This is a genomic window from Lactobacillus kullabergensis (assembly GCF_003151025.1).
GTDB lineage: Bacteria > Bacillota > Bacilli > Lactobacillales > Lactobacillaceae > Lactobacillus > Lactobacillus kullabergensis.
This window is the reverse complement of record NZ_CP029477.1, coordinates 102,082-128,624: the sequence shown is the minus strand read 5'-3', so window position 1 is coordinate 128,624 and position 26,543 is coordinate 102,082. Positions and strand designations below refer to the sequence as shown.

Below are 26,543 nucleotides of genomic sequence, written 5' to 3'. Positions count from 1 at the left end.
TTTTTAATATTAGAATAATACACATAAGATATAATTAATACATTAAATTAGCAAAGTAGGCAATATTAATGAAGAAAAAATGGTTAATAGGAGTAAGCATTTTAGGCTTACTCTTAGTTACAATTTTCCTGTTTCACACTTATGAACAAAAAAGTTCGCATACGGCTACGGAAGAAGTCAATTCTGGCAATACGAAAAAAGCTTATTTTAAAGCTACTCCTACCATTTATTTACATGGCTATGGTGCTGGTGCTCGCTCGAGTGCAGGAATGATTGCATATGCCGAACAGCATAATGATGCACACAAGGTATTAACAGCTAAAATTTCTCCTGCAGGTAAGGTTGAATTACAGGGAAATTGGCCCCGCAAAACTAAAAGACCGCTTATTCAAGTAATTTTGCAAGATAATAAAAACAGCAACTATTACACAACGCGAGAGTGGTTTCACAACCTGATATTATGTTTAAAACAAAAATACCATATTAAGCAATATAATACCGTAGCTCATTCTATGGGAAATATCATGACTCTCTCTTATCAGTTAAAATACGGACAGGATCGCAATTTGCCTCGATTAAAAAAGCAGGTCAATCTTGGTGCGCCATTTAATGGTATTATTGGTTTAGATGAGAAGCCCAATCACAATTATCTGCTTAAAAATGGGAAACCAAAATATATGACCCAATCCTATCAGTATTTTTTAACGCATCGTCATAACTTTCCAAACAATGTATCAGTGTTGAATATTTTTGGCAATAAAGAAAATGGTACCAATTCTGATGATGACGTCAGTTGCGTTTCAGCCCAATCTTTACGATATTTGTTGCGTGGCAAAGTAAATTACCATGAAATTGAAATTAAAGGTGCAGGTGGACAACACAGTAAATTGCACGACAATTCCAAAGTAGATCAGATTATCGGTCAGTTTCTGTGGGCTAAATAGTTGTTATAAACAATTTTAATATTTTTTTCATAAATTATAGCGTATAATAAAAAGAAAAAAGATATTTTATAGTGACAGGAGAAACAGGATGACTCCACTAATCGAAAATTTCATCTCCAAATTGGCTCTGAATTTGACGTCTTTATCTACATCAGAACAAAAATATACACTTGACTTCTACCGTGATTTTCTGCTGGACGGTGATTTTCAAACAAAAGAAGAAATAGTTAAAGAACTAGGTACGCCAGATGACCTGGCAAAAGAAATCAAGCAGGATTATGTTAAATTTTTAACAGCAGTTACTGCCTCTGCTAATGACCCCCATGCCAGTGATAATTACTTTAATGGCTTGCGTGTCAAAAGATATCCCCGCAGAAAGCGTACCATTGCCCTTGAAAACTTCAATCAAGTAAAATTGGCAGTTAAGACTACAGATGTAATTATTCATCAAGGTAGTCAATTTCAAATAACCGTAGCAGATTACAGTAGCAGACCCATAGAAACTAATTTAGTCAAGCAAACGTTGGTTGTTAAAGAGACTCCTATCGAGCAAAAAAACAGTGTAATCATGTTCAATAGGCTCACGGCTGTCAGTCGCGTGGAAATCACTGTTCCTAAATTAGATTCTTTAACTAAAATTAGCGGACAAAGTCATAATGGTGACATCATGTTGCAAAATCTAAAACTAAAAAGCATCGTACTTAACCTTCATAATGGTGACATATACATCAATAATGTCAGAGTTTCAGATGAATTTATTTTTGCCGGCCAGAACGCTGATTGCTTTGTTACTCAGTCAAAAATTGCTCAGTTATCCAGTAAAGTTCAAAACGGAGACGGCAGTTTTAAACGCAGCATCCTTAAGCAAATAATTACCCAAACAGATGATGGAGATATAGAAATTAACCAATGCCATGCTAACATCAGTTTACAAGCACAGGATGGAGATGTTCTGATCAGGAAAAGCCAGCTAACCGATCAAAATATTGTTAAGAGTACGAATGGCGATTTGAAGTTAGGTCAACTTGCCCATGACATCAGTGTGCAACTTAAAGTAAACGGTGGCGACATTATTTATCGTAATTCCAGTATTGGCAATAGTTTTAACAGTCAAAGTATGCAAAGTGACTCGTTAATAGCAACCTTAAGGGATGGAGATATAATCATTAAATAAAAGTAGGACGCAGCTGATGTGACCCCCGAGATTGAAGTGCTCCATAATAGTTAGACATTAATCTGACTATTAGGAGCACTTTTTTCATGACTAAATATTCAACTACTTTGAAAATGGAAATTTGCAGTAAATACTTATCCCACCAAACCTCTTTAGCTAAACTAGAACGCGAATACGGCATTGATCATACCGAGATTAGGGCCTGGGCAGAACGTGCCCGTAAACATGGCTTAGCCGCTTTAAAGGTTACTCACACCCGACAAACTTATTTGCCTGAATTCAAGCTAAATGTGGTACGCTTCTATCATGAACATCACATGGGAGTACTCCAGGTAGCTGCAGTTTTTAATCTTTCGCGGTCAGTAGTAAGACAATGGCTGGCGGCTTATCAGGCTGCAGGCTACTCTGGGCTGCTCCCAAAATCCAAGGGGAGACCACCAACCATGACTAAAAAGAAGCGTCAGAAGAAGCTTAAACCCACTAAGAAGCTAACCGAAGTAGAACAATTGCGTCGTCAGGTTGCTGAGCTAGAGGCACAAAAAGCCGACTTAGAATTGGATAACTTAATCCTAAAAAAAGTGGCTGCCCGATATCCACGCTCACCAACCGGCAAAAAACCAGAATAGTCGTGGAGATTCGGGCTGAGCGACCTGAGGTGCCGTTAAAGCTTTTGCTTGCCAAGCTGCACCTTAACCGCAAAACTTATTACGACAACCGCAGTCACCGATTGAACCGATTAGATAAATACGCTGCTGTTAAAGGCGTAATCAAGTCTATCTTCTACCAAGAAAGTGATGAGACTTACGGTTATCGACGTATGCATGGTGCACTCTTAGATCAAGGCTTTAGCTATGCGCCCAATACCGTGCGCAAGCTGATGCGGCAGCTGGGACTAAAGACCAGAGTCTACAGTAGGCGCACTGCACGCTACAGTTCTTATGCGGGCCCTGCAGGCGTAATCAAGGAAAACATTTTAAAGCAGCGGTTTAATGAAACCAGACCCTACCACGTCTTACACACGGATATTACCGAATACAAGCTGACCACAGGCAAAAAGGTTTATATTTCACCGGTCATTGATGAGGCCTCACTGGAAATACTGGCTTGTCAAGTCAGCTATTCGCCTAACATGAAGCTGGTTTATGATATGCTGGCAGAGCTTAAGCACAAGCTGCCTAAAACAGCCCAGCCTATTTTGCATTCAGATCAGGGTTTTCAATACCGCCACAGCGGCTATCAGACCAAACTAAGACAGATGAAGATTAAGCAAAGCATGTCGCGCAAGGGTAATTGCCACGATAATGCACCGGGAGAAACCATCTTCAACCTAATGAAACGGGAGAAGCTCAACCGCATTAAGATCAGTTCACTAGCAGAAATGCGGGAAGTACTGCATGATTACGTTTACTGGTTCAATCATATTAGAAGATCAAACAAACTAAAATACACGACCCCGATCAAATATCGAAATCGTGCATTGAGTCTTGCGTAATATTAAAATGTCTAACTTTTTAGTTGCACTTCAGATTAAGACAATTTCGGGGGTCTTATTTTTGTATTATTTATGGAAAATTTAGGTTCAGTACTTGCTAATTTCTTAAATCTAAATTAAAATATTATATATCATATAATATTAGGGGAGGCAAAGCATGGCAATCCAAATACCGACTCGTTTGCTAGATGGTGCGGTTTTAGCTTTTCTAAAACAAGATGATCTGTATGGCTACGCTTTGACACAAAATGTGCAAAAGATTTTTTCTATCTCCGAGTCAACTATCTATCCAGTTTTACGCAGACTAAAAAAGAATAACTGCTTAACAACTTATGATGAGCCTTATCAAGGACGCAACCGACGTTACTATCACATTACTGATGAAGGCCTCACACTGCTAAATACAATTCAAGATGAATGGCAAGATTTTAGTGCAAGAGTTAATCAAGTATTAGGAGGGCAAAATGACCAAAGTAATTGATGATTATATTTCCGAACTAGAACAAAACTTAGCTGATTTGCCTGAAAAAGATCGCGAAGATGTTGTCGAATTTTACCACGAATTTTTATTGGACGGCGACTTCATCAGACGTTCTACCATCGAAGCTGAACTAGGAACACCCAAACAATTATCAATCAACATTTTAGCCGATTATTCAAGCAAAGATGATTCTGTTTCTCCAAGGAAGGAGACTCCGAAGTCAAACTTAAAGGCCAGCTGGTACATTTTATTAGGAATTTGTGCTGCTCCAATTGGCATCCCACTCGTTTTAGCAATTTTATTCGTGCTCTTCTTTATACTCGCAGTTTTCTTTGGCTTATTTTTTACTATAATAGCCTTTTTGTTTAAATTCTTTGTCGGTGGTGGCTTAAACTTTCTTAAGTCATTAACCCTGCTATTCACTCACAACTGGCCAGTCGGCTGTCTTTACTTGGGTAAATCCTTAATTTGCATTGGCATTATTCTTTTATTACTCCCATTCATTATCAAATTAGGCAAAATTTTAATTGCCAAGTGTACCCAGTTTATGCGTAACCTTGGTAAAAATATTTTAAAGAAAAATTATTTTCAAACTAATACCGGAAAAAATACAGATAAGGAAAAATAAAAATGAAAAAGTTTTATAAAATTTGTGGGCTAATCTTTGGACTGCTATTACTTATTGGGCTGATCCTACTAGTCGTATTTAGATTAAATGATAACCCGTCACATGATTATAATGGTAAACACGCTCATTATAATGAAAGCAAAACTTTTTACGTGAACAAGTTCGACAATATTAAGTTAGCCTGTTACAGACCTGATATCCGAATTTCACTTAAGGATATTAACAAGTTTAAAGTGGTTGTTAGAGGGGGGCACGGTGCAGACATCAAAAAAATAAAAACTAAAGTTGATCATAATATGCTCACTATTTCGGATCAGCCTGAACATGATTATAACGATGGTTATTATAGCGTTGATGTTTATGTTCCTGCTAAAAGCGCCATAAAAAAGATAACTGGTTTTTGTGAAGAGGGTGATTTTTATATCAATAGTTTAAACGTTCCCCGCATCAATTTGACAATAGAAGATGGCGACGTTTTGATTAATAAGCTTACTGCGAAAAGCCTTGACCTAAATTCAAATGACGGTGACCTCAAAGTAAACCAGTCGACTTTTTCACGTAGTTCACTAAAACTAAATGATGGCGATGTTAAGATTAGCGACTCTCAAATACTAAATAACAGCTCAATTATATTGAATGACGGCGACTTTTCAATGTCAAACGCGCCTAAGATTAACTATGTATTGACAAATCACTCGGATGATAAAATCATTTTTAAAGGTTCTTACCATTCCAATCATTTTGCAAAAAAAGTTAAAAATAAACCCGTATTAAAAGTTACTAGTATGGATGGCGATATTCTAATTAATTAGTGGGCAAGTAAACTTTACTTAGATGTTTTCTTGGTTAGTAATACCCATTTTAAAATTAAAAACTTATCTAAAACAAGGAGAATCAAAATGAAAAAGTTTTACCTAATCAGTGTTGCCATCATTACTATCGGTATAATTTTGCTTGGTATTGGTGAAACTAACGGTGGCAGAGAAGATATCAATAATATCCATTCAGGCATAACAACCAATATTGAAAACTTTTTTAATCGTAATCAAACTCACGCATACTCACAACATGTACCAGCAAAATCCCGTACTTTCAACGTAGGCAAGTTCTCTAAAATTAATATTGACGCTGAAGAACCCAACATCCAAATTGCTAAAGGAGACAACTTCCAAATTAAAGTTAGTGGTCCTAATGTAAAAAAGATCAGTACCAAGGTTCATGGCGAGAAACTGACCATTTCAGACAATGGTGCTTATGAGGATGGTACTTATAAGGTAATTGTCACTGTTCCAGAAGCAGACTCGCTAAAAGAAATAACTGGATCATGTTCTGAGGGCAATGTTCATTTAGCTGATTTGACAGTTGCCAGCATCAATTTACAATCAGAAGATGGCAATATTACTACAGATAGTATTAAAACGCAGGAAGCCAACTTTGACCTTGATAATGGCGATTTGAAAATCTCCAATTCAACATTAACAAGCAGTTTCCTCAACATGAGTGAAGGCGACCTGATTGTTACCAGTAGTCACTTTAAAATCAAGGCTACCTTAGGTGACGGTGATGCTAAGATAAATAATTCTAATTTACTTGACAACAGCTCATTTAATTTGAGTGAAGGAGATTTCCAAATGAGCAGACCGCCTAAGATCAGTTACCAGTTGGCAACTTCTTCAGAGGATGAGCTTATATTTCACGGTAATAACTATCACAGACATTTTGCTAGAAAATTAAGGGATGCACCTCTACTCAAAGTTTCTTGTGGTGATGGTGACATTCTCATAAATTAACTTCTATACATCTTGCAACTGATTAACCCACATAAAGCAAAAGACTGGGATTGATTTTTAAAATTAATCCTAGTCTTTTTAAATGGTTATTTTAGCTGACTAAATCTAATACTTTATTTTTTTATTGCTTCACTGAAGCTAGCGTGATATCATAAGATAAAGAAAAAATTAAATTCATGTTAAAAAGATAAGAGACAGCTTAATCATGAAAATATATATTGACGGAGACTTCGACAAAGAATTTGAAGCTCATGATGAAAAAGTAGAATCGCAAGAAATTGATTTAGAAAATTTTATTAACATAGATGCCGAAATAGCCACCGCTAGTGTCACTATTCAAGTGGGCGCTGGTTTTCATATATCAACTCATGACATTAATCCTAATCGAATAAAAATTCGTGTGGCAGAGCAAACTCTTTTTATTCGTGAACGAAAGCCTCATTTTCACAAAAAAGTTTATATTAGCAGAATTAAACCTAAAATAACAATTACAGTACCGCAAGCTGCAGAACTCAATGAAGTCCAGCTAAATAATTTTGCTGGCAGCATTGATCTAGCTGGACTTAACATGCAGCAACTTGAAGTCAGAGCAAATGCCGGTTCCTTAAAATTACAGGACGTCACGATCCAAAATAAAGCCGAAATGGTGCTAGACGCTGGCAGTTTATCCATCAATCACTGTAAGATGAATTCTCATGCAAATTTGGCTGCCGGAACTATCAGGGTCACAAGCTTGCAAGGGAAAAACCACTTTAAACTAGCCGCTGGTTCACTAAAAATGATAGATGATGAAGAGCATAAGACAGATTACGATTTATTCGCCACTTTAGGCTCGATCTACTTTCACGGCAGTAGAATGGGCAAGCATTTTTACAAGCATGAAGGTAGTGCCAATCAATTAACTGCTATCAGCTCGGTTGGCTCAATCAAAATTCAATAAAAGAAGTCTTACTTCGACTTGCACAGGCAAAGTAAGACTTTTTATATATCAAATTAACGCTGGACATCTATTATAAATGAATTAATGTCTCCGCGGTATTTAGCGATTGAGTACTCAATGGGCTGCTCATCCCTTGTCAGTCCTTGAGTGTGAAAGTAAAAAATCGGCTTATGGACTGCAATATTTAATAAGTTGGCGGTAGTTTCCTCAGCTTCCATTACTTCCAATTTTCTAATTACTCGGGTGACTTTTAAATGGTATTTTTCAAGTGTGCTGTATAAAGAATCTTGGGCAAAATTATAATTAATCAACTCAGGTATCCTCTGTTTAGGCACATAAGTTGTAACTAAAACAATCGGTTGATCATTAGCATAGCGCAGCCGCACTAATTTAAAAACTGGTGCTTTCTCAGGCAGCTGTAAATTTTTGCATACTTCGGGTGTAGCTTTTTCTTCATCAAAATAAAGCAGATTGGTTTTAGGGTAGATGCCTTTGGCACTCATTTCTGCGCTATAGCTTTCAATCAAATGGGTAAATTCCTGCTCGATTTTAACTTTTTTAACCAGGGTGCCCCTTTTACGACGCCGCTCTAAATAACCTTGATTGACCAGCAATGAGATCGCTTGCCTCATTGTTGGTCGACTTACCTGATATTTATCCGCTAATTCAGTTTCTGGAGGAATAATTGTATTTTGCGCATAAATGCCAGTTTGAATTTTATTCAAAAGATCGTTGGCAATTACTTGATATTTAGGAAGTTCTTTTTTTACCAATTAGTTCCACCACTTTCATCTTGTTAATTATACCATTATAAGAATACTATACCATGCCAAAAACCGGTGTAAAGAGCTAAATAATCCCTACTTACACCGGCTTTTTTGACACTATTTTTTATTTACACTTAAATTTCAATTGAGTTAATGCCGTCTTTTTCAAACCGCTGTTTAAGAGTTTCAATAATCTTTACGCCCGAGCTCGTGCCTATCCGTTCTGCTCCGGCTGCAATCATTGCTAAAAAATCATCGGTATTGCGAATTCCACCTGCAGCTTTGACTTTAACATTCGAACCAACATTTTCTTTCATCAGTTTTACATCTTCTACTTTTGCGCCAGCGGTGCCAAAGCCAGTTGAAGTTTTGACAAAATCTGGTTTCACCTTTTTAGCAATCAAGGCCAGCTGTTTAATTTCAGCTTTAGTCAAGTAGCAGGTTTCAAAAATGACCTTACATGGCACATCGTGATCATGGCAAAGTTTAACCATTTGAGTCATTTCATCTTCAATATAAGACCAATTATGAACCCGCACTTGCGTTAAATTAACAACATAATCGATTTCATTGGCACCGTTTTGTAACGCATCTTTAGTTTCTGCCAATTTACAAGTTATTGTAGTTTGTCCCAAAGGAAAGCTAATTGCAGCTCCTGTATCAATATCTGTCCCCTTTAGTTGCTGGGCACAAAATTCAGATTGAACCTCATTAATTGCTACCATCTTAAAATGATATTTTTTAGCTTCATCACAAAGCTTTTTCATGTCTTCTTCAGTCGCATCCGCATGTAAGTTAGTATGATCAATTAGTCGTGCAAAGTCATCTATTGTGTATTTCATTGTTATTCTCCTTTTTGTATTTACATAAACTGATTTTAACCACAGAAAGTTATAATGTCAACCGCTTACTTTTTATTTAAAAATAGTGTTTGACTTATATAAAGCGATTACATATAATTGTGTTGTAAATTAATATGTATTTACAAAAGGAGTGATTTTAGTGAAAATATTATTAACTTCACACGGACATCTAGCACAAGGCATCGCTTCTGGCTTTGAATTTATTGCCGGCAAATCAGACCATATCATGACACTTGAATTAGATGAAAAAGGAATTGGTTCATATTGCGACCGTCTACAAGAGCTGCTTGACGGTGAGACAGAACCAGTCTTAATTCTGGCAGATTTAAAAGGTGGAACTCCATACAATGAGTCCTATAAGTACTACTTGGCTCATACAGAAAAAACCCGGGTAGTCAGTGGTCTGAACCTACCAATGCTTTTAGAACTTGTCCCTCAGTTATCTGACAATACAACGCTTGATGAAGCCGTACAGACAGTTCTACAGGCAGGAACCAATGGTATTGAAGTTGCTCAAGACCAGCAAGATGATGATGACGATATTGAATTTTAAAAAAATAAGAAAGGTGTATTAATAATGAGTATTTCAGTAGTAAGAATTGATGATCGGGTAATCCACGGCCAAACTATGACCCGTTGGACAAAAGCACGTCCTGTGGACGGCATTTTAGTTGTCGGTGATAATATTGCCCATGACAAGTTACGCCGCAAGGTCTTAAAAGCTGCTGCTAACGATTTAAAAGTTGGTATTTATACGGTTGCTGAAGCTGGCGACAAAATTAAAAAAGGAATTGAGTCTAAGAAGAAATTCTTCTTAATCAGTGACTCTCCCAAGACTTTTGCCCAAATGGCAGACATGGGAATTGATTTTGGCAAAGTATTAAATGTTGGCCCGATGAATACCCGTCCAGGAACTAAGGTGCTCGGACGGACTGTAGCCATTGATCAGGATGACTATAACGCTTTTGAAGATATTGCTAAACATGGCATTGATATTCAATTTCAGCTATTACCTGATGATGAAATTAAGCCTTGGTCAACCATGAAAAAGAAATATGATTCTATGTCCTAATTTTTGGAGGCAATAAAAATGAATAATTTATTTTTTCCCGCACTTTTAACAGGAATTTTCTGTTACCTGGGAGCGATTGAAACCCCTTGGCTATTTGGTATGTCTGGGGGATTCTACATTGTTGGTAGACCTTTAGTAGCCGGTCTACTGGTCGGCCTGGCCTTTGGTGACATTAAAAATGGTATTTTATGTGGCTTAGCTGTCCAAGCGGTTTTCATCGCCAACCTGTCAACTGGAGGTGCTACTAACAGTGAAATTACTTATGCAGCTTATGGCGGAATTGGCTTAGCCATGGCGACCACTAAAAATCCTGCAATCGCTGTTACCTTATCTATTCTCATTGGTCAGACATTTGGCTTAATTTTCTATAACGGCAGAATGGCCCTTTACTCTTTCTGGAATACCCGTGCCGAAAACGCCGCTCATAATAATGATGACCGTGGTATTGTCCTGAACCATTTAGTTTATTCGCAAATCACTACCTTCCTTTTACGTGCTGTACCAGTTTTTCTGGCAATTTACTATGGTAAAGGTTTAGTCAATTGGCTAATCGACAGCATTCCTGCTATTGTAACCCACATTATTCAGGTTTTGGGCGGCGTTTTGCCAGCCTTGGGTATTGCCATGTTAATGAGCATAGTGATCAAAAACAAATCACACTTTATTTTCTTCTTTGTCGGCTTTGTTTTACTTGCTTTTGCCAAATTAAGCATGATTGCAATTGTCTTTATTTCTGCTTTAGTCGCATATTTGTATTACATGTCAACTGGTAAAAGCACTACTCCTACTGCTACTAGCTCTGCAAATAATGCAGAACAGGCGGTTGATAATGATGACGAATATGAAGATGAAGACTTATTTTAAAGAGAGGTGTTAAAAATGGCTACAAAAGAAAATAATACTGAACCACAAAAGCTACTAACAAAACATGAACTTAATCAAATATGGTATAGGTGGGGTTTTACACACCTCAGTTCGATGAGTTATGAAAAGTTGCAGGGACACGCTTGGGCATATTCTTATTTACCATTTGCGCGCAAATATTATAAAAATGATCCTGAGAAAAAGAGACGCTTGCTTGAGCGTCATTCCATGTTTTACAATACCGAACCGCAAACAGGTCAAATTATTAATGGGATTGTTGCTTCTTTGGAAGAGCAAATTGCTTTGGGCAACGATGTTTCAGAAGAAATGCCCGTTAACATTAAAGCTACTTTAATGGGTCCTTTGGCCGGTATTGGTGATTCAATTATTCAAGGCATTATCGTTCCTATTTTGTTATCAATTGCAATGAGCTTGGCTAAAGGCGGCAGTCCCGTCGGACCTTTATTTTACATTATTGCTTATGGCATAATCGGACCCACAATTTCCTATATTGCCTTTCACAGCGGTTATAAATTGGGTGTTGGTGCAATCGACACTATTGTGGGCGAAAATTCCAAGAGAATTACTGATGCGTTTAACATCTTAGGCGTAATGGTCGTAGGAGCTTTAGCTGCAAATACAATTGTTCTCAAAACTGTGGCTAAAATTCCTTTGGGAGGCAAATCGCAACCTTTACAAACAGTCCTAGACGGTATCTTTCCAGGACTTTTACCACTAGCTATGGTTATTTTAGGCTGGTGGCTTGTTTCTAGTAAACAAATGACAGCTACTAAAGTAATTATCATCATGGTTGTGATTGTAACTATCGGCTGTTTGATTGGGTTATTTTAATAAAAGTTCATTTTTACTCTGCTTTTTGGCAGATAATAGAGTACACTTTGATTAGTGTGCTCTTTTTATATATAATTACTTAAAATTACAAAAAATCATTTTTTATTTCTATATATGTTGATAGATTAAATGGCAGTTTATACTATTTTATCAAGCTTTTTAGCAACCTTTTTAATCTTAAGCAATTCATGATAAAATTACTTATTGACTTTATTGAAAGAAGGGTTCGATGGGTAAGCGAAAATACTTCTATCATCATTTAACAGATGATTTGATAGTTAGCCTGAACCAAGATTATCATTTACCAAATAGTTATGCTATTTTTCCGAAGTCATTAAGTGGGAAAATCTGGTCCAAGTTTGTACGCCCTTTAGGATATCTAATTAGTATGGTCTATATTAATTTAATCCTGAGAGTACGAATAATTGGTAAGGAAAAGTTGCAAGCTACAAACGATCAGGGGTATTTTATCTATGGTAATCATACCCAAACTTTTGGCGATGTGGTTTTGCCGCTCAGCATTGTTCCTGCAAAAAAATATTATGCTATTGCAGCACAATCAAATTGGGGCATCCCTGTTTTAGGCAAACTGGTTTTACCATATTTCGGACTTCCTGTTGGTCAAAACTTAGAACAATCCGCAAAATTGATTAAAGCAATCACTACTGTTATTAAAGCCAAAAAAGTAGTCGTCATTTATCCTGAATCACATGTTTGGCCTTATTACACTAAAATCAGGCCTTTTCCAGTGAACAGCATGCATTTCCCTGTTGCACTTGACTCTGCCAGCTTTACTATGACTACAACTTATTCTAAGCCCAAGTGGGGTAAGAAACCGCAGATAACCGTCTATATAGATGGACCTTTCTTTCCAGATAATCATCTTACTAAAAAGCAGGCGCAAGAAAAGCTGCATCAGCAGATTTATCAGACAATGCAAAAACGAGCCTTAACAAGTAATTTCGAATATTATATGTATCAGAAAATAAATTAAGGAGTTCTCAATGAATATTCTTTTTTGTGGCGATCATAACGCCGAAGATGGTATTCTTATCGCTACGCTTTCATTAATAAAAAATAGTGGCGCAAAGGAGCTCCATATCTACATTCTAACAATGTACACTCAAAGCTATCACAAGAAATTTAAGCCTTTCAGCAAACATGCAGCAGACTATTTAAAAGGCCTTTTGGTGAAGCAAAATCCGCATAATACGTTAAAATTAATGGACTGCACGGGGCTATTTGTCAGAGAGCCGCTAATTGCTAACATGAGTACCCATTTTACTCCTTACGCTATGCTCAGGCTCTTCGCTGACGAAATACCCCAGCTGCCAAATAAAATACTTTACCTCGACGCTGATGTAATAGTCAGGCGAAGCCTCGTTAGCTTTTACCAACAAGATTTATCCGGTTTTGAGTTTGCGGGTGTCCTAGATTATTGGGGGAGGTTCTTTTTTCACAATTTTCATGAACACAAAGTTTTTGACTATATTAATTCCGGCGTTTTGTTACTTAACCTGCCAGAAATTAGAAAAACAAAATTATTCGCTAGAATTAGGCACCTTCTGCAGACTAGAACGGTATTAATGCCTGATCAAACTGCAATTAACCGTTATGCCAGAAATAAGAAAATTGTCCCACGTCGTTATAATGAACAGTATAAATTACAGTCGGACACTGTAATTCAGCATTTTACTACCAGTTTCCGTTTTTGGCCTGTGTTTCATACCCTGACAGTTAAGCCGTGGGATGTTAAGCGGGTACATACAGTGCTAAAATTGCACGAATATGACGACATTCTGAATTACTATCTCAATGTGAAAAGTAATTTAGTACAAAAATAATGTTTGGAGAAAATAAATATATGACAATTCCAGTTTTTTATGCAATTAGTGATGATTTTACAAAATACGCAGCAGTTTCGCTGAACTCTTTAGTAAAGAATGCCGCTACTGATAAAGATTATACAGTTTATTTTTTAAGTCAGGATTTATCAGCGCAGCACAGACAGGACCTACAAGAAATAGGTTCTTCTAATGTTCATGTTAAATTCTTTAAGATTAACGATGAAATAGTTGCACCAATTCAAAATCGTACGGAAAACTATTTACGAGCTGACTTCTTTACAATGTCAATTTTTTACCGCTTATTTATTCCCGATCTGTTTCCCCAATATGATAAGGCAATTTACATCGACAGTGACACAATCGTAAATGATGATATTGGTAAATTGTACGATACAGAACTTGGCAATCACCTCTTTGCAGCTTGTACTGATTCCTCCATTCAATTTGTAACAAAAATGGTTGCCTATATTAAAGAAGTATTAGTTCTTGATCCTAAAAAATACATTAATTCCGGGATGCTGGTTTTAAACTGTAAAGCCTTTCGCGATGAAAATTTCATTGACCATTTCATGCGTTTACTCAGCAAATATCATTTTGACTGTATTGCCCCTGATCAAGATTATTTAAATGAAATTGGCGATAAGAGAATTTTACATTTAGATCCCAAATGGGATGCCATGCCAAATGATAATACTGAGCCTTTAACTAATCCCAGCCTGATTCACTACAACCTTTTCTTTAAACCATGGCATTTTAAAAACGTTCAATATGAAGAATATTTCTGGAAGAATGCAAAAGAAACTAAGTTTTATAATGATCTGTTGACTGAACTAAATACTTACACTGATAAGCAACGTGATGAAGACCGGCATAAATTAGATCACATGCTGGCTAAAGAAGATAAAACTATTAATGACCCATATAATTGGGCTAATGTGAAAAAGCAAGGACCTGTCAGTTTATGATTATAGGCGACAATCGTGAACAAGTTATTCAAAACATTAAAGAAGCAGTTAATAGTGGCAAGTGGGATGCCAAAGTTGAAGTTGGTGACCCTGTTCTTTCAATAAAGGAAAGCAAAGGACTAGTCAATGCTTTTTGGCGAGAGCAAAAAACTTTTAAGGGAAAAGTTAATAATCGGATTGGCCACTTGCTTTTCAATTCTTTGATGCACGTTCTTACATCGTCCACGACATTTACCGGTCTGGAAAATTTAGCTAATTTGCCACAAGGCGGAGCGATTATTACCGCCAATCATTTTAACCAAATTGACTCTTTACCCATTAAGCATTTAGCAAATAAAACCCACCATTCCTTAACTATAGCTATTGAAGATACCAACTTAAAACTACCGGGAATATTACGTTACCTAATGAATTATGTGGGCACAATTCCTTTAATAGAAACCCCTAGCTATGTTGGTAACGAATTTCCGCGTCACCTGCATGATGCGTTAGAACAAAACAGTTGGGTTTTAATTTATCCTGAGCAGGAAATGTGGTGGAATTACCGCAAGCCCCGCGAATTAAAACGAGGCGCCTATTACTTTGCTGCCAAACAAAATGTGCCGGTTATTTCAACTTTTATTGAAATTCAGACAACTGACAAATTAGAAAAAGACCACCCTGATTTTTACCAAACTAAATATGTAGTTCACGTTTTGCCGCCTATTTTCCCTGATGTTAAACTGAATGCCAATAAAAATTCTAAGCAGATGATGAAGCGCGATTACCAGCAAAAAGTGGCTGCTTATGAAAAGTCTTACCAGCGTAAGTTAGATTCGGCTTTTACCCCTTGGGATATTGCTGGCTGGCGTTTTAACTATCAAAAAAAATCAAAGTAAAAGTTAGACTTGTTGATTCTTTGAGCTATAATAAAGGTGACAATAAGTAAGTGTATTTGGAAAGGGGATATTTCCAATGGAGAAGTTTACAAAAGAATCTTTAGCAAAATATGATGGTAAAAATGGCAACCCAGCTTATGTCGCTATTAAAGGTGTTGTTTATGATGTCACTGGCAATCCACACTGGACTGATGGCGAACACCATGGCAATTTAGCTGGTCGTGACCTGACTGTTGCAATTGGACAATCACCTCATGGTGAAAGTGTCTTAGGCAACCTGAAAAAAGTCGGTACCTACGAAGATTAATTAGATAATATAAATAAAAAGAAAAGAATCAAGCAGCTAATAAACTGCTTGGTTCTTTTCTTTTACCTTTTTTGCCAATCTGATCTTGGTTTACTTTATTGCTCATTATTATACTGTAAATTATTAGAAAAATAATGTACAATATTTGTCAAAGGAAGTGATGCTCATGTTACAAATTCGACCTGTTTCAGAATTAAGAAATTACAATAAAGTCCTTGACAAAGTTAAAAAAGATAATCCAGTTTTTCTTACCAAAAACGGCTATGGCAAATTTGCTCTCATAGATATTGGGGACTATGATGAATTTACTGCTGCTCTTGAGCTGGTAACTAAGCTGAAAAAAGCTGAAAAGTCAAAGCATTATAATTTTGATGAAATTAAAGGAAAACTATTCAGCTAATGTTCTCATTAAAATTATCTAGCCCTTCTAAAGAATATTTTGAAAACCTAAAAACATACTTATTGGCTAAGTTTGGTGAAAAAGTAAAAAAAGAAGTTTTGGCTAGGGAAGAAGAAAAACTGGATAATTTAAAGTAATTTCCATATCTGGGCATTAAAGCAGCTAAGTTTTCTGAATTACTTAATGGTTATTATGTTCTAATTGATAAATATGAATATATCTTCTACCGTGTAGATGAAAAAGAGAAAATAATTTATATCGAACTTATATTAAGTACCAAAGAAGACCTCATTAAAAAAATCCAAAATTACTTTCATTAATTAAGGCGCATCCCTTTACGATGCGCCTCTTTTGTAGTCTTAAACCACAATATTCCAATTTCTATTTAGTAAAAGCCAAAAAATCAATGATGAATTATTGAATTTTTATTATTTCTCAGCCAATTTCGCTGCAGCTGCAATACTTTGCTGTGCGGGCAAGGGAATCCTTCCTAAACCATCAAGCCCAATATTTAATAAATAATTTATTCCTAAGCTATTTAAATATTTGCGGTTGTGATAAATAGTTGCAGGAGATTTCCAATTTTGATCGCGATAAGAAAAGCCCCAAGAATCATTAGTGGTACCGGCTGACTCATATAAACCATATGGTGAAGGTTTAAGGCCATTGAGTGAGTTAAAATTAATATCTTTTTGCTCCTCTTCTTTTTCACTTGGAATTTCATTGTCACCAAGGGAAACATAATCATATTTGCCATTACCAAGACGTGAATTTATTAGACAATTTGGCTGCAATTTTTTCACTGTCTCATAAATTTCCTGACTCTGGCTTGCAGTTAATGTCATCGGTACATCAAACCAGGCAACAGCTATCTCCCCATAATTACTCATTATTTCCTTAATCTGGGGCAGAATTTTGTCTGTAAAGCATTGATTATAATTCTTATTTTTCTGAGGAAAGTCCCAGCTATTGTCCCAAGTAGTGCCAGAGGATTCAATATCATTTGATAGGTAGCCTCCCCCATTTGGTTCATGCCAATCTAAGTCTTGGGAATAATAAAGACCCAGCTTTAAGCCGAATTTTTGGCAAGCTGCTGCAAACTCACCGATTACATCTCGCTGAAATGGGGTTGCATCAAACACATTATAAGGATCTACTTGTGAATGATACATTGCAAAGCCATCATGGTGTTTGGTTGTAACTACCAAATATTTCATACCACATTTTTTAGCAAAAGCTACGATTTTGTCGGCATCAAAATATATGGGGTTAAAAGCGGCAGCAAGCTGGCGATACTTTGCAACAGGTATTTGCAGTTTAGACTGAATCCATTCAGCGTAATTACTTGCAGATTTTCCCTCATACTCACCAGCAAGAAGTGAATATAAACCCCAGTGAATCATCATGCCGTATTTAGCATTTTTAAACCATTCAATATTCTTGTTTGCAGTCATACATTTCTCCATTACTAAACTTACGCTGGAAATACATAGTGTCGTCAATAAAAGTTTAACACTTATTTTTCGAATAAATTTGATTTAACCAAAAAAGAGTTAGCCTTAATACTTAAAGCTAACTCAAAATATCTATTATCTTAATAAAATTTACTGTATTGCCAAGTAGTTTTCCGCGTTACGCAAATCCTCAATTGACAACTGACCAGGTGCAGAAGTTTGACCAACAGCGCCAAAGGACAGACTTGAACCGAAAACCTGACCTGCTACTCTAGTGACTTTACCAATATCGCCCATAGCCATAGTAATCAGGGGATTAGCAATTTCTTTGTTCATTTCTGTCGTTGCAGTTAAAAGAGTTAAAACGTCAGAGGCACTATGAGGCATGCAGGCTAATTTAGGGACATCTGCACCAAGCTGCGCCATTTTTCGTAAACGAAATTCGATTACATCTTTAGCTGGCACCTTTTCAAAATCATGGTTACTCATAATTACCACAACATTGTAGTTATGAGCTAAAGTCACTAAAGATTTTATTCTTTTTTCGTCATGAAAAAGTTCAATATCAACAGCATCACCCAGCCTGTTAGTAATTACATATTCTACTAAATTTAAATACTGATCCTCGTCGAGTTGACAAACTCCACCTTCATTTTTGGTACGAAAAGTAACTAAAACTGGTAACTCGCCCACTTCTTGGCGCAATTTCTTGGCAGTAGTATTTAGTGTGTTAAAATCCTTAATTCCTGCAGCATAATAATCAATACGCCATTCCATTAAATCTGGTTTGGCAGCCTTAATCTTCTTAGCTGAAGCTATGATCTCTTTTTCAGTTGAACCGACATTAGGCACAGCAATTTTAGGCAGACCTGCACCTAAAACAATATTTCTAATCTTGACAGTAGCCATTATTCAATACCTCAACTAATTATTATCATCTGAAAATATAATTTCACGGATATAATCAGTTGGCATATCTTTACCTGTCCATAACTTAAATGAGGCTGCACCCTGATCAATCATCATGCCGATGCCATCAAAAACATGCTTAACTCCAGCTTTTTGAGCCACTTTCATTAATTTGGTAGTTCTAGGAGCATAAACTGTGTCAAACACCACCATATCTTCATGGAACCAGGAAGGATCTGAAACTAGCGTCTTATCCTCAAGCGGCTTCATACCAACGCTGGTCGCGTCACAATAAATATCGCTTTCTGCAATTGATTGTTTAAATGCTTCCTGATCAGTCAGCTCAGTTAAAGAAACCTGGCAATCAGTTTTTTCTTGAATAGTTTTGACGTTCTTTTCAGCTTGAGCCCATTTATCGTCTTTAATATTAAAAATTCTGATTTCTTTAGCACCATCTAAAGCCGATTGAACAGCTATTGGGGTTGCAGCACCGCCGGCACCAGTCAAAGTCATCACTTTGCCTTTAATGTCAATGCCTTCATCCTTAAGCGACTGGACAAAGCCAATGCCGTCGGTAGTGTAGCCAGTCAAAACACCATGATCGTTCACAATAGTATTAACCGCATCACACATTTCAGAAGCTGGCGATAATTTATCAAGGTACTGGATTACCTCTTTTTTATTGGGCATCGAAACGTTTGAGCCACGCATATCTAAAGTGCGGATAGCGTCAACTGCACCTTTTAATTTATCATTGCCAATTTCAAAACAGAGATAAGTATAATTCAAGCCCAACTTAGCAAAAGCATTATTGTGCATAGTTGGTGACATTGAATGCCGAATAGGATATGCCATTAAGCCAATTAAGTAGGTATGACCATCGAGCCAGCCAGTAATCGGACCATTAACACCAGTAATTTTATTAGCCATTATATTTCTCCTTTATTAAATTTAAAAATAAAATAATTAATCAAAGTTAATTTTTAGAGGCACCAGACACTGTATCAGTTGAATTGGATGCAGTCTCTGCCAGCTTTTGATAGTTAGCATTATCAGCGGCCTCAGTTCCGGCCACAAAACCTGAAGCATAGGACCAAGAATTCATCATACTTGGCATCGAATCATGACCATTAGCACCGCCAACAATCTCACCGGCAGCATAGAAATTGTCTAGTGCTTCAAAGTCTTGGTCTAAAAGCTGCATATGCTGGTTAGTTTCATAGCCACCAAGGGTGGTACAAAAACGTAATTTCTGCTCAATCACAAAGTAGGTATTGCCTTCATATTTATGCATAAACTGAGAAGGACGACCAAACTCAGGGTCATTACCTGAAGCAACGTATTTATCGTAGTCAGTTAAGGTCTTCTTGAGGTTTTCATAGTCAATGCCAGCTTTTTTAGCCACTGTTTGCAAATCTCCGCTTACTAAAATCGGACTCTTCTTGCCATCAAGATCAAAGAAACCTTGCACTTCATCTTTGCTAAAGCCATATTTAAGTAGCAATTCATAGAATCTGTTCCATGTTCTTTCATCCATCACTACAAAAGCAATTTTATCCTTTTGCTCTGCAATGGCATCCCGAAAATGAGTATACGGGGCTGATTCATTTACAATTCGCTTACCACTAGTATTAACAAAAATAGCACCCATATCAGTCGCTTCTTTTGTTGAATAAGTTGTTAATTTGGCAATGCCAGGTTCAACTTCTAAACCATGGGGGTAAACTTTATACCAATCAAGATTGCGTGTAGCCAGATTCATATTTTTAGCAAAATCGAAATAATCACCAGTAGAAGTCATTGGACCGTAATAAGGAATATTGGTCTTGTGCTTAAGGTAATCACGCGCGCCCCAGCCACCAGCTGCCATAACTAAGGACTTAAAGTTTACTGTAACTGTTTCATGTTTGCTTTCAGCAACTAATGAGACAAGCTGGCCCCGTTTATTTTTATTAAGTTGTTCCACCCGAGTTTCAAGTAAAATTTTGCCACCCTTTTTGGTAAAGGCATTTGCCACTTTAGTTATCAATTCATAAGAACTTTCAGTTGGCATTTCAATTTGCCGGTCAACGGAATGCTCAATAGTCTGTGTTTCAGCTTTTTGATAAGTAAGGTCTGCAAATTCAGTGATAAAATCAACTGCTTTACCAATATTTTGAGCAAGTATATTTGAAAGTAGTGGATAATTAGTCCCCCGACATTCACGGACAATATCTTGGACTAAAAGCTGTGGAGAATCTTTTTTAGCTTCCTCGCCAAATAAAGCAGCTGCTAGTTTTGAACCAGTACCAACCACATTTGAACCATTAAGAATTGTAGCTCCACCAAGATAGCCATTCTTTTCAATTAAAAGAACATTTTTACCCATTGATAGTGCCCGAGAGGCTGCCATCAAGCCAGCCATACCTGAACCAATTACAGCTACATCAACATCATAAGTTACATCTTGATGTGACTTATCACTAGACTTAGCAACAATATTTACACCATTTTCTTTTAAAGCTTTTTTTCCAGAATCAAGCATGGCTTGTGTCATAATCGAAGCACCAGAAATAGCATCGACATCAAAACTTTGATTATTAATAATATTCTTTTTTAATTTACCTACCACCTGGTTAAAAATACCTGGGGTTTCTGCAGTTTTTGTTATATTAATATCTGCAATTTGATTATTTTCAACTTTGATGTCAAAGTCGATTTGACCATTTCTTCCTTCTGCCGTTGCTTTAATTATTTTTTCTGACATAACTCCACCTTCTGCTTTATATTAATTTTTGATGTTGAAATTTTTACCACGACTAATTAAGACAACACACAGAACTACAGAAATAATCGTTATCACTGTAGTTATCCAAAATACCATTAGTGTACTTGCAGCATTGGCCTTTAACACAAATGCAGCTACAAGTGGTGCCACGAAGTAAACCACGGCTGGTGCAAAACTGTAGTATGATGTGATCTTTCCGTGACTTTGGGGGAAATAAGAAGTTAAAACTGAAAGTCCAACTTGCCATACTCCTCCTGCAGTAAAGAAGCCAACAGCTAATGCGCCTATTTCCCCAGCTAATAGGGATGGCTTTAAGACCATAAACAGCAGACCAAGAGCAGTAATAGCTGAATATACCATAATTAAATTCAATCTTTTTACCTTAGTAACCAAAGCTGATGTAACAAACACAGATATTAAGGAAGCAATTGAATACCATGATACAAGTTGATTGGCATTAGCAGCAGATTCATTTAAAACATACTGTCCGTAGTAAGGAGCATAGAGTGAAAAAATATAAAATGTGAAGCAAAGCGTAAAGCCCAACCCAATGATCATTAGCCCATCAACAGCCAATTTAGGTTGGTTTTGACCACTTACGCTGGTTTCTGGTTTTTCTACTGTTTCAGTAGTCTCTTTTGCCTCAGCTTGAGGAGCAAAGGCCGTCTTCATTGTGTATACAACATCTAGTAAAATGATAATGACTAATATAAACGCTGTAATCTTTGGGTTTTTAATTAGTTTTACACAAAAAGGAAACAGCATCTGCATCACTTGCATTGCGGCTTTAACAAATGAATTCATTGTAGCTGTTTTATCTGGAAAAGCATCTGCAAGTGCAGGGTAACCGGCTGTGTCACCAAATGAATTAGTTGCCCCGAAAAACATTGCCGCTAAGCCGGCAACCCAGACATTGTTAGCAAAAACAGCGCCAAGAAGGAAGATTGCGTCACTGAGCAATGCAATTAACAAAGTTCTTTTTCGGCCTATCTTATCTGAAATAGCACCAGCAAATAAAATTGTAATAATTCTGCCTAAGCCCACCATTGCGATTACCAGTGAAACTTGGGTCGCACTGGCATTCCAGGAATGTGCCAGGATTTCTCTATATTGACTAATAAATAAGGTAGCTGCTCCTACAACCGCAAAATGGATGTACACGGAGGCAGCAACGCCAACATACTTTTTTTCTTTTTTCATAGCTTTACCTTTCAAAGTTAAGATTTGCTAATAATTTCATAAATAAATATATCTTATTAAAATGGATATGAATAATTATTTATGATTGCGCAATTATAAATAATACCTATAATCACAAGCACTGGTATATCAATGCTTTATTGCTTTATAAAAAAGTTAGAATCTAGATTTTGTTGTTTACTTTAAAATTAATAGCTTTAACTCGGCTCATCATTTATTAAATAATTTAATACTTAAATAGTTAAAATTAATATTTATGCTAATAAAAAATTAAACTAGGACCCCAACTCAAAAACAATCCTATTTAATGCCAAATCTCTTTTTGACTGACTCAATATATTCTTTTTCTTCTGCATCAGTAACATGGTACTGCTCAATAGAACCTGAGATCGGCTCCAAGCTTGCATTAACTGCAACATAGGTAAATACCGCTTCACCGATTAATTCCGAACTTAAATTATCAAGAGAAATTCTATTCACTTCCGCATAAATAGTCATTGTCTTTGCTGTCGTTTTTAATAAAGTTACGCAAAAGCAAATATGATCACCGGCATAACTTTTTTTGTGAAAAATAAATTTATCTATTCGTCCAGTTAACGTACGTGTATGACAATATGAATTTGCAAACAAGCCCATTGCTGAGTCTGCATTATCTAAGAGCGTACCACCATGAGTAATTTCCATATGGTTAAGCATCCTTGGAGTTACAAAATAATCTGCCATTTGACGTTTAAAAAATTTATTCTTCATTTACTTTTTTACCTTCCAGCCAATTTTTTAAAAGATACTTCTTTATTTTGCCATTTGACGTTTTTGGTAATGAATCAACAACCCATAACTTTTCAGGCCATAATTTCTTATCAACGTGCTGCTTTTCTAATTCTGAAATCAGCTCCGCTTTGGTTAATACTTTTTGGCCATGATTTAGAACAATAAAGGCACCAATTCTCTGTCCTAAACGGACGTCTGGGACTCCTAAAACGGCTACTTCTTCAATATTTTGGCAACCCTTGATCTTGTCTTCTACCATATGAGCGGAAATATTTTCACCACCACGAATAATTTTATCGCTATTGCGTCCATCTATTTCCAATAAGTTATCTTCATTATAATGGCCAACATCTCCAGTAACAAACCATTCACCGTCAAATGCTTTAGCTGTTTTTTCAGGATCAGCCAAATAACACTTAAAAATTATCGGTCCTGCAACTTCAATTTGTCCTTGCTTGTTGCTATCTGTAATTATATTTTTGTTCTTTACAAGTCTGACTTTAATATTGGTCATTGGCTTGACTGCCGTTGTCATTGCACCTTTACTTAAATAATAATCTTGAGGAGTATAACTAAATGGAACGGCTTCTGTCAGACCATAACAGTTGTAAAGGGGAATATTTCTTTTTTTAGCCTGAACTAAAATGCTTTCTTTAATTTTGTCACCACCACAAATGAGCATCCGCAGCTTACCCAAATTTTGAACTTTAAATAGCAGATCATACATAATTGTAGGCAAACTATCAATATATGTAATTGGTTCTTCTTCAAGCATTTTTGCCACTTGTTCAATATTATAATGTTTAATTATTGCCAAGTGACTTCCTGCCATAATCGTTGAAATTAAGCCATGATGAAATCCAATTGCATGATACATCCCCGAAAGAATTAAAGTCATATCATTTTTAGTAATGCTAAAAGCATCATTATATGCACTTTCTGCACTAATAATATTTTTATTGGTTAAAACTACACCTTTATAAAGTCCACTAGTACCCGAAGTATTGAGAACCAGTGCAGGAGTATCTGATCCGTCACCTCCAATAAATTCAGATGGTAAATGCTTTTTTCTGGTAAAGAATACTAGGTCCGCGATTTTTTTAGTCTGATAATTATCCAAATTAGCAATATTACTAAGAGTGTCACGACCACGCACGGATTTTTGCGAAATGATAGCATATGGCTTAAACCTGTTAATCATGCTATTAATCTCATCAATATCAAAATGCGGGTTTAGTGGATTAATAACCACTCCCATTTTGATACATGCAATAACCGTTACAATATTTGCTAGATCCAGTTCGAACTGAATTGCAATTAAATCACCTTTCTTGATGCCATTATTCCGAAGCAACTCCATCTGCTTATTGGCTAAAAAATCTATTTCTTGATAACTGTATTTACGACCATCTTCAGTGACAAAAGTACTTTGAGCACTTTGCTTTAAGCGCTCCTGCCATAAATCATTTAAGGTTTGCACCTTTTTGCTAGAAGTCATTTTTTTACCTTACAAAAGCTCATTTAATTGCTTTATTACTTGGTTAGCATCCCCAACAATGCCATAATTTGCTAATTTAAAAATTGGTGCTGCTTCATCAGTATTGACAGCAATGACACATTTTGATTTAGTCATTCCCGCAGTGTGCTGGACAGCTCCCGAAATGCCAAAAGCATAGTAAACATCTGGTGCAACAGACAAATTCGATATTCCAATCATGCGGTTCTTATCAATCCAGCCTTGATCTGTAACTGCCTTAGTTGCCCCCACGCTGGCATTTAATTTTTGGGCTAAAGTAGCTAACGGTTTAAATTTATCTGGAGAACCCAGACCTTTACCACCAGCTACAATCACTTTTGCATATGCCAAATCATTGTCAGAGTTAGCTTCGGGTACATATGCGGCTGCATTAGTTCCTGCACATTCCCAGTCAATTATGTCAACTTCATTCTTACTATGGCTTACGACACCATTGCAAGAAAGAGATATTACCGCCTTGTCATCAAGTGTGACTTTTCTTAAGGCTTGTGTTTTGCCGATATCCTGATTAACTATTATATGATCTTGATCACAGCAAATATCTTTGGCATTATAAATAAATGGGACATTTAGTACAGCAGCTAATTGACTGCCAAGACTATTACCTAAATTACTCTTATCAAATACTATTAAACTATTTGCCTTATCGACAAAAATTTTTCTAAGGGTATTAGTCACATCTGGCAAGTTTGTCACACTAAAATTCTCATTTTGGTATATGGTAGTCTTGACTCCTGAAGAAGCATATTTATCCTTAATTTCAGTAGCATGATTACTGAAAACCAGTACTTCTTTCTTACCTTTAAAATTGCTGTCAAGACCTGCTAAGTTATTACTGTTATGACCTTCATCAATATTCTTATCTTCTAACTGAATATAATAAATTGGTACCATTTTTCTACCTCAACATCCCATTTTGCTTAAGTATTTCAACCAGTTTTTGCGTAGCTTTAGGATCTTGCTCCAGATTGAAAATAGTTTTTTCATTTTTAACTGGTTTAGCTACAATTTCACTTGTAACGCCTTCATCGCTAGTTTTAAAACTTACGTTATTAATACTTGAATTTATTGCTGTACTTAACGACGTGAAACTAGCAAGGCGTGGCACATTGATTGAATCTAACGTGGCAATTACAGCTGGCAAGACACATTGCCCGGTAATTTTGCCTTTTTCAAGTTTCATTTCATAATTGAGGGAAGTATCAATCATAGAAACATAGTCATAAAATGCTATTCCTAATCCTGCAGCAATAGCAGCCGGAAAAGCTGAAGATGTTGTTTTTCCTGTTAAAATCAAGTCGTAATTTTCATTATTTTCTTTTAAGTAATGGACAAATTCACTTGCAATTTTATTTTGCAGTAAAGGATCATTGATATTACCCGCTGAAATTTTAGTAGCTGTTGATGCTCCCATAGCCAGTGCTTCATGCAAAATCCGTTCGGCTGCTTCTCCCTGTTCAAACGTATAAACATCAATAGCACCGTTTTTTAACTCTGTTAATTGCAGGGCAAACTCTAGGGCACTTTTATCTTCTTCACTCAGAAATAAATTTTCTGGATGATAAGTTACTTTGTTCTTATGAGAAGTATAAGTTTTAGGATTATCTGCTTCAGCTTTGGCAATTAATGCGATTTTCATTA

30 protein-coding genes are annotated in these 26,543 nt (G+C 36.4%); 19 read left to right on the top strand and 11 right to left on the bottom strand.

The window, feature by feature from the left end; all coding sequences use genetic code 11:
* The first annotated feature begins 68 nt into the window (after positions 1–68).
* The 8 genes from DKL58_RS00615 (at position 69) to DKL58_RS00580 (ending at position 7,449) form a co-directional block, all read left to right on the top strand.
* Positions 69–944, top strand: a complete 876-nt coding sequence (locus DKL58_RS00615) for an alpha/beta hydrolase (protein ID WP_109585714.1) — start codon at positions 69–71, stop codon at positions 942–944.
* An 88-nt stretch (positions 945–1,032) separates the two neighbouring features.
* Positions 1,033–2,118 carry a DUF4097 family beta strand repeat-containing protein gene (locus tag DKL58_RS00610; protein WP_109585713.1) on the top strand — a complete coding sequence of 362 codons (1,086 nt, stop codon included), beginning with the start codon at positions 1,033–1,035 and terminating at the stop codon, positions 2,116–2,118.
* Positions 2,119–2,204: 86 nt separating this feature from the next.
* A protein-coding gene (locus tag DKL58_RS00605) for an IS3 family transposase (RefSeq protein WP_369792500.1) occupies positions 2,205–3,610 on the top strand; the annotation gives its coding sequence in 2 pieces (ribosomal slippage) (positions 2,205–2,688 and positions 2,688–3,610; 1,407 coding nt in all).
* A 157-nt stretch (positions 3,611–3,767) separates the two neighbouring features.
* Entirely contained in the window at positions 3,768–4,091 is a 324-nt protein-coding gene (locus tag DKL58_RS00600; protein WP_034980930.1) for a PadR family transcriptional regulator, read from the top strand.
* The gene (locus DKL58_RS00595) at positions 4,075–4,719 is read left to right on the top strand and encodes a DUF1700 domain-containing protein (protein ID WP_109585712.1); all 645 of its coding nucleotides are present in this window, start codon (positions 4,075–4,077) and stop codon (positions 4,717–4,719) included. Before DKL58_RS00600 ends, DKL58_RS00595 begins: the two co-directional genes overlap by 17 nt.
* 2 nt (positions 4,720–4,721) lie before the next feature.
* Entirely contained in the window at positions 4,722–5,531 is an 810-nt protein-coding gene (locus DKL58_RS00590; protein ID WP_034980931.1) for a DUF4097 family beta strand repeat-containing protein, read from the top strand.
* An 87-nt stretch (positions 5,532–5,618) separates the two neighbouring features.
* A complete protein-coding gene (locus DKL58_RS00585) occupies positions 5,619–6,509 on the top strand; it encodes a DUF4097 family beta strand repeat-containing protein (RefSeq protein WP_109585711.1) in 891 nt (296 codons plus the stop codon).
* A gap of 205 nt (positions 6,510–6,714) precedes the next feature.
* On the top strand, positions 6,715–7,449 hold the full coding sequence (locus DKL58_RS00580) for a DUF4097 family beta strand repeat-containing protein (protein ID WP_045927372.1): 735 nt from the start codon (positions 6,715–6,717) through the stop codon (positions 7,447–7,449).
* Positions 7,450–7,502: 53 nt separating this feature from the next.
* On the opposite strand, the gene DKL58_RS00575 is transcribed toward DKL58_RS00580, so the two are convergent.
* Positions 7,503–8,222 carry a GntR family transcriptional regulator gene (locus tag DKL58_RS00575; protein ID WP_045927371.1) on the bottom strand — a complete coding sequence of 240 codons (720 nt, stop codon included), beginning with the start codon at positions 8,220–8,222 and terminating at the stop codon, positions 7,503–7,505.
* A 128-nt stretch (positions 8,223–8,350) separates the two neighbouring features.
* On the bottom strand, positions 8,351–9,058 hold the full coding sequence (gene deoC, locus DKL58_RS00570; protein ID WP_045927370.1) for a deoxyribose-phosphate aldolase: 708 nt from the start codon (positions 9,056–9,058) through the stop codon (positions 8,351–8,353).
* 160 nt (positions 9,059–9,218) lie between these two features.
* Here deoC and DKL58_RS00565 point away from each other — a divergent pair, with 160 nt between their 5' ends.
* The 11 genes from DKL58_RS00565 (at position 9,219) to DKL58_RS09580 (ending at position 16,401) form a co-directional block, all read left to right on the top strand.
* Positions 9,219–9,632 carry a PTS sugar transporter subunit IIA gene (locus DKL58_RS00565; protein ID WP_045927369.1) on the top strand — a complete coding sequence of 138 codons (414 nt, stop codon included), beginning with the start codon at positions 9,219–9,221 and terminating at the stop codon, positions 9,630–9,632.
* Between the two features lie 24 nt (positions 9,633–9,656).
* Positions 9,657–10,151 carry a PTS sugar transporter subunit IIB gene (locus tag DKL58_RS00560; RefSeq protein WP_045927368.1) on the top strand — a complete coding sequence of 165 codons (495 nt, stop codon included), beginning with the start codon at positions 9,657–9,659 and terminating at the stop codon, positions 10,149–10,151.
* A gap of 18 nt (positions 10,152–10,169) precedes the next feature.
* Positions 10,170–11,015, top strand: a complete 846-nt coding sequence (locus DKL58_RS00555) for a PTS mannose/fructose/sorbose/N-acetylgalactosamine transporter subunit IIC (RefSeq protein ID WP_109585710.1) — start codon at positions 10,170–10,172, stop codon at positions 11,013–11,015.
* A gap of 15 nt (positions 11,016–11,030) precedes the next feature.
* Positions 11,031–11,867: a PTS system mannose/fructose/sorbose family transporter subunit IID gene (locus DKL58_RS00550; RefSeq protein WP_045927366.1), complete on the top strand. Its 837-nt coding sequence runs from the start codon at positions 11,031–11,033 to the stop codon at positions 11,865–11,867.
* Positions 11,868–12,096: 229 nt separating this feature from the next.
* Entirely contained in the window at positions 12,097–12,861 is a 765-nt protein-coding gene (locus tag DKL58_RS00545; RefSeq protein ID WP_109585709.1) for a lysophospholipid acyltransferase family protein, read from the top strand.
* A 10-nt stretch (positions 12,862–12,871) separates the two neighbouring features.
* The gene (locus DKL58_RS00540) at positions 12,872–13,711 is read left to right on the top strand and encodes a glycosyltransferase (RefSeq protein WP_109585708.1); all 840 of its coding nucleotides are present in this window, start codon (positions 12,872–12,874) and stop codon (positions 13,709–13,711) included.
* Positions 13,712–13,731: 20 nt separating this feature from the next.
* Positions 13,732–14,679 carry a glycosyltransferase family 8 protein gene (locus DKL58_RS00535; protein WP_109585707.1) on the top strand — a complete coding sequence of 316 codons (948 nt, stop codon included), beginning with the start codon at positions 13,732–13,734 and terminating at the stop codon, positions 14,677–14,679.
* Positions 14,676–15,557, top strand: coding sequence for a lysophospholipid acyltransferase family protein (locus DKL58_RS00530; protein WP_109585706.1), 882 nt, complete (start codon positions 14,676–14,678; stop codon positions 15,555–15,557). Before DKL58_RS00535 ends, DKL58_RS00530 begins: the two co-directional genes overlap by 4 nt.
* Before the next feature lie 76 nt (positions 15,558–15,633).
* A complete protein-coding gene (locus tag DKL58_RS00525) occupies positions 15,634–15,864 on the top strand; it encodes a cytochrome b5 domain-containing protein (RefSeq protein ID WP_034981697.1) in 231 nt (76 codons plus the stop codon).
* 166 nt (positions 15,865–16,030) lie between these two features.
* Entirely contained in the window at positions 16,031–16,264 is a 234-nt protein-coding gene (locus DKL58_RS00520; protein WP_109585705.1) for a type II toxin-antitoxin system prevent-host-death family antitoxin, read from the top strand.
* Positions 16,264–16,401: a hypothetical protein gene (locus DKL58_RS09580; protein ID WP_239386387.1), complete on the top strand. Its 138-nt coding sequence runs from the start codon at positions 16,264–16,266 to the stop codon at positions 16,399–16,401. Before DKL58_RS00520 ends, DKL58_RS09580 begins: the two co-directional genes overlap by 1 nt.
* A 291-nt stretch (positions 16,402–16,692) precedes the next feature.
* On the opposite strand, the gene DKL58_RS00510 is transcribed toward DKL58_RS09580, so the two are convergent.
* From DKL58_RS00510 to DKL58_RS00470, 9 genes are all read right to left on the bottom strand, one after another.
* Positions 16,693–17,718 (bottom strand): alpha-L-fucosidase, encoded by a 1,026-nt coding sequence (locus DKL58_RS00510; RefSeq protein ID WP_109585704.1) that lies wholly within the window; start codon positions 17,716–17,718, stop codon positions 16,693–16,695.
* 150 nt (positions 17,719–17,868) lie between these two features.
* Positions 17,869–18,627, bottom strand: coding sequence for a type I 3-dehydroquinate dehydratase (gene aroD, locus DKL58_RS00505; RefSeq protein WP_109585703.1), 759 nt, complete (start codon positions 18,625–18,627; stop codon positions 17,869–17,871).
* Positions 18,628–18,642: 15 nt separating this feature from the next.
* On the bottom strand, positions 18,643–19,557 hold the full coding sequence (locus DKL58_RS00500) for a shikimate dehydrogenase (RefSeq protein ID WP_109585702.1): 915 nt from the start codon (positions 19,555–19,557) through the stop codon (positions 18,643–18,645).
* A 46-nt stretch (positions 19,558–19,603) separates the two neighbouring features.
* Positions 19,604–21,373 (bottom strand): FAD-dependent oxidoreductase, encoded by a 1,770-nt coding sequence (locus tag DKL58_RS00495; protein ID WP_109585701.1) that lies wholly within the window; start codon positions 21,371–21,373, stop codon positions 19,604–19,606.
* Positions 21,374–21,394: 21 nt separating this feature from the next.
* Positions 21,395–22,594, bottom strand: coding sequence for an MFS transporter (locus DKL58_RS00490; RefSeq protein ID WP_109585700.1), 1,200 nt, complete (start codon positions 22,592–22,594; stop codon positions 21,395–21,397).
* A 300-nt stretch (positions 22,595–22,894) separates the two neighbouring features.
* Complete coding sequence (locus DKL58_RS00485) at positions 22,895–23,344, bottom strand: hotdog domain-containing protein (protein ID WP_109585699.1); 450 nt, start codon at positions 23,342–23,344, stop codon at positions 22,895–22,897.
* A complete protein-coding gene (locus DKL58_RS00480; RefSeq protein WP_109585698.1) occupies positions 23,334–24,863 on the bottom strand; it encodes an AMP-binding protein in 1,530 nt (509 codons plus the stop codon). The genes DKL58_RS00485 and DKL58_RS00480 overlap by 11 nt, the downstream gene beginning before the upstream one ends.
* A gap of 9 nt (positions 24,864–24,872) precedes the next feature.
* Positions 24,873–25,796 (bottom strand): electron transfer flavoprotein subunit alpha/FixB family protein, encoded by a 924-nt coding sequence (locus tag DKL58_RS00475; RefSeq protein WP_109585697.1) that lies wholly within the window; start codon positions 25,794–25,796, stop codon positions 24,873–24,875.
* A gap of 4 nt (positions 25,797–25,800) precedes the next feature.
* Complete coding sequence (locus tag DKL58_RS00470) at positions 25,801–26,541, bottom strand: adenine nucleotide alpha hydrolase family protein (RefSeq protein ID WP_109585696.1); 741 nt, start codon at positions 26,539–26,541, stop codon at positions 25,801–25,803.
* Between the last annotated feature and the right edge of the window lie 2 nt (positions 26,542–26,543).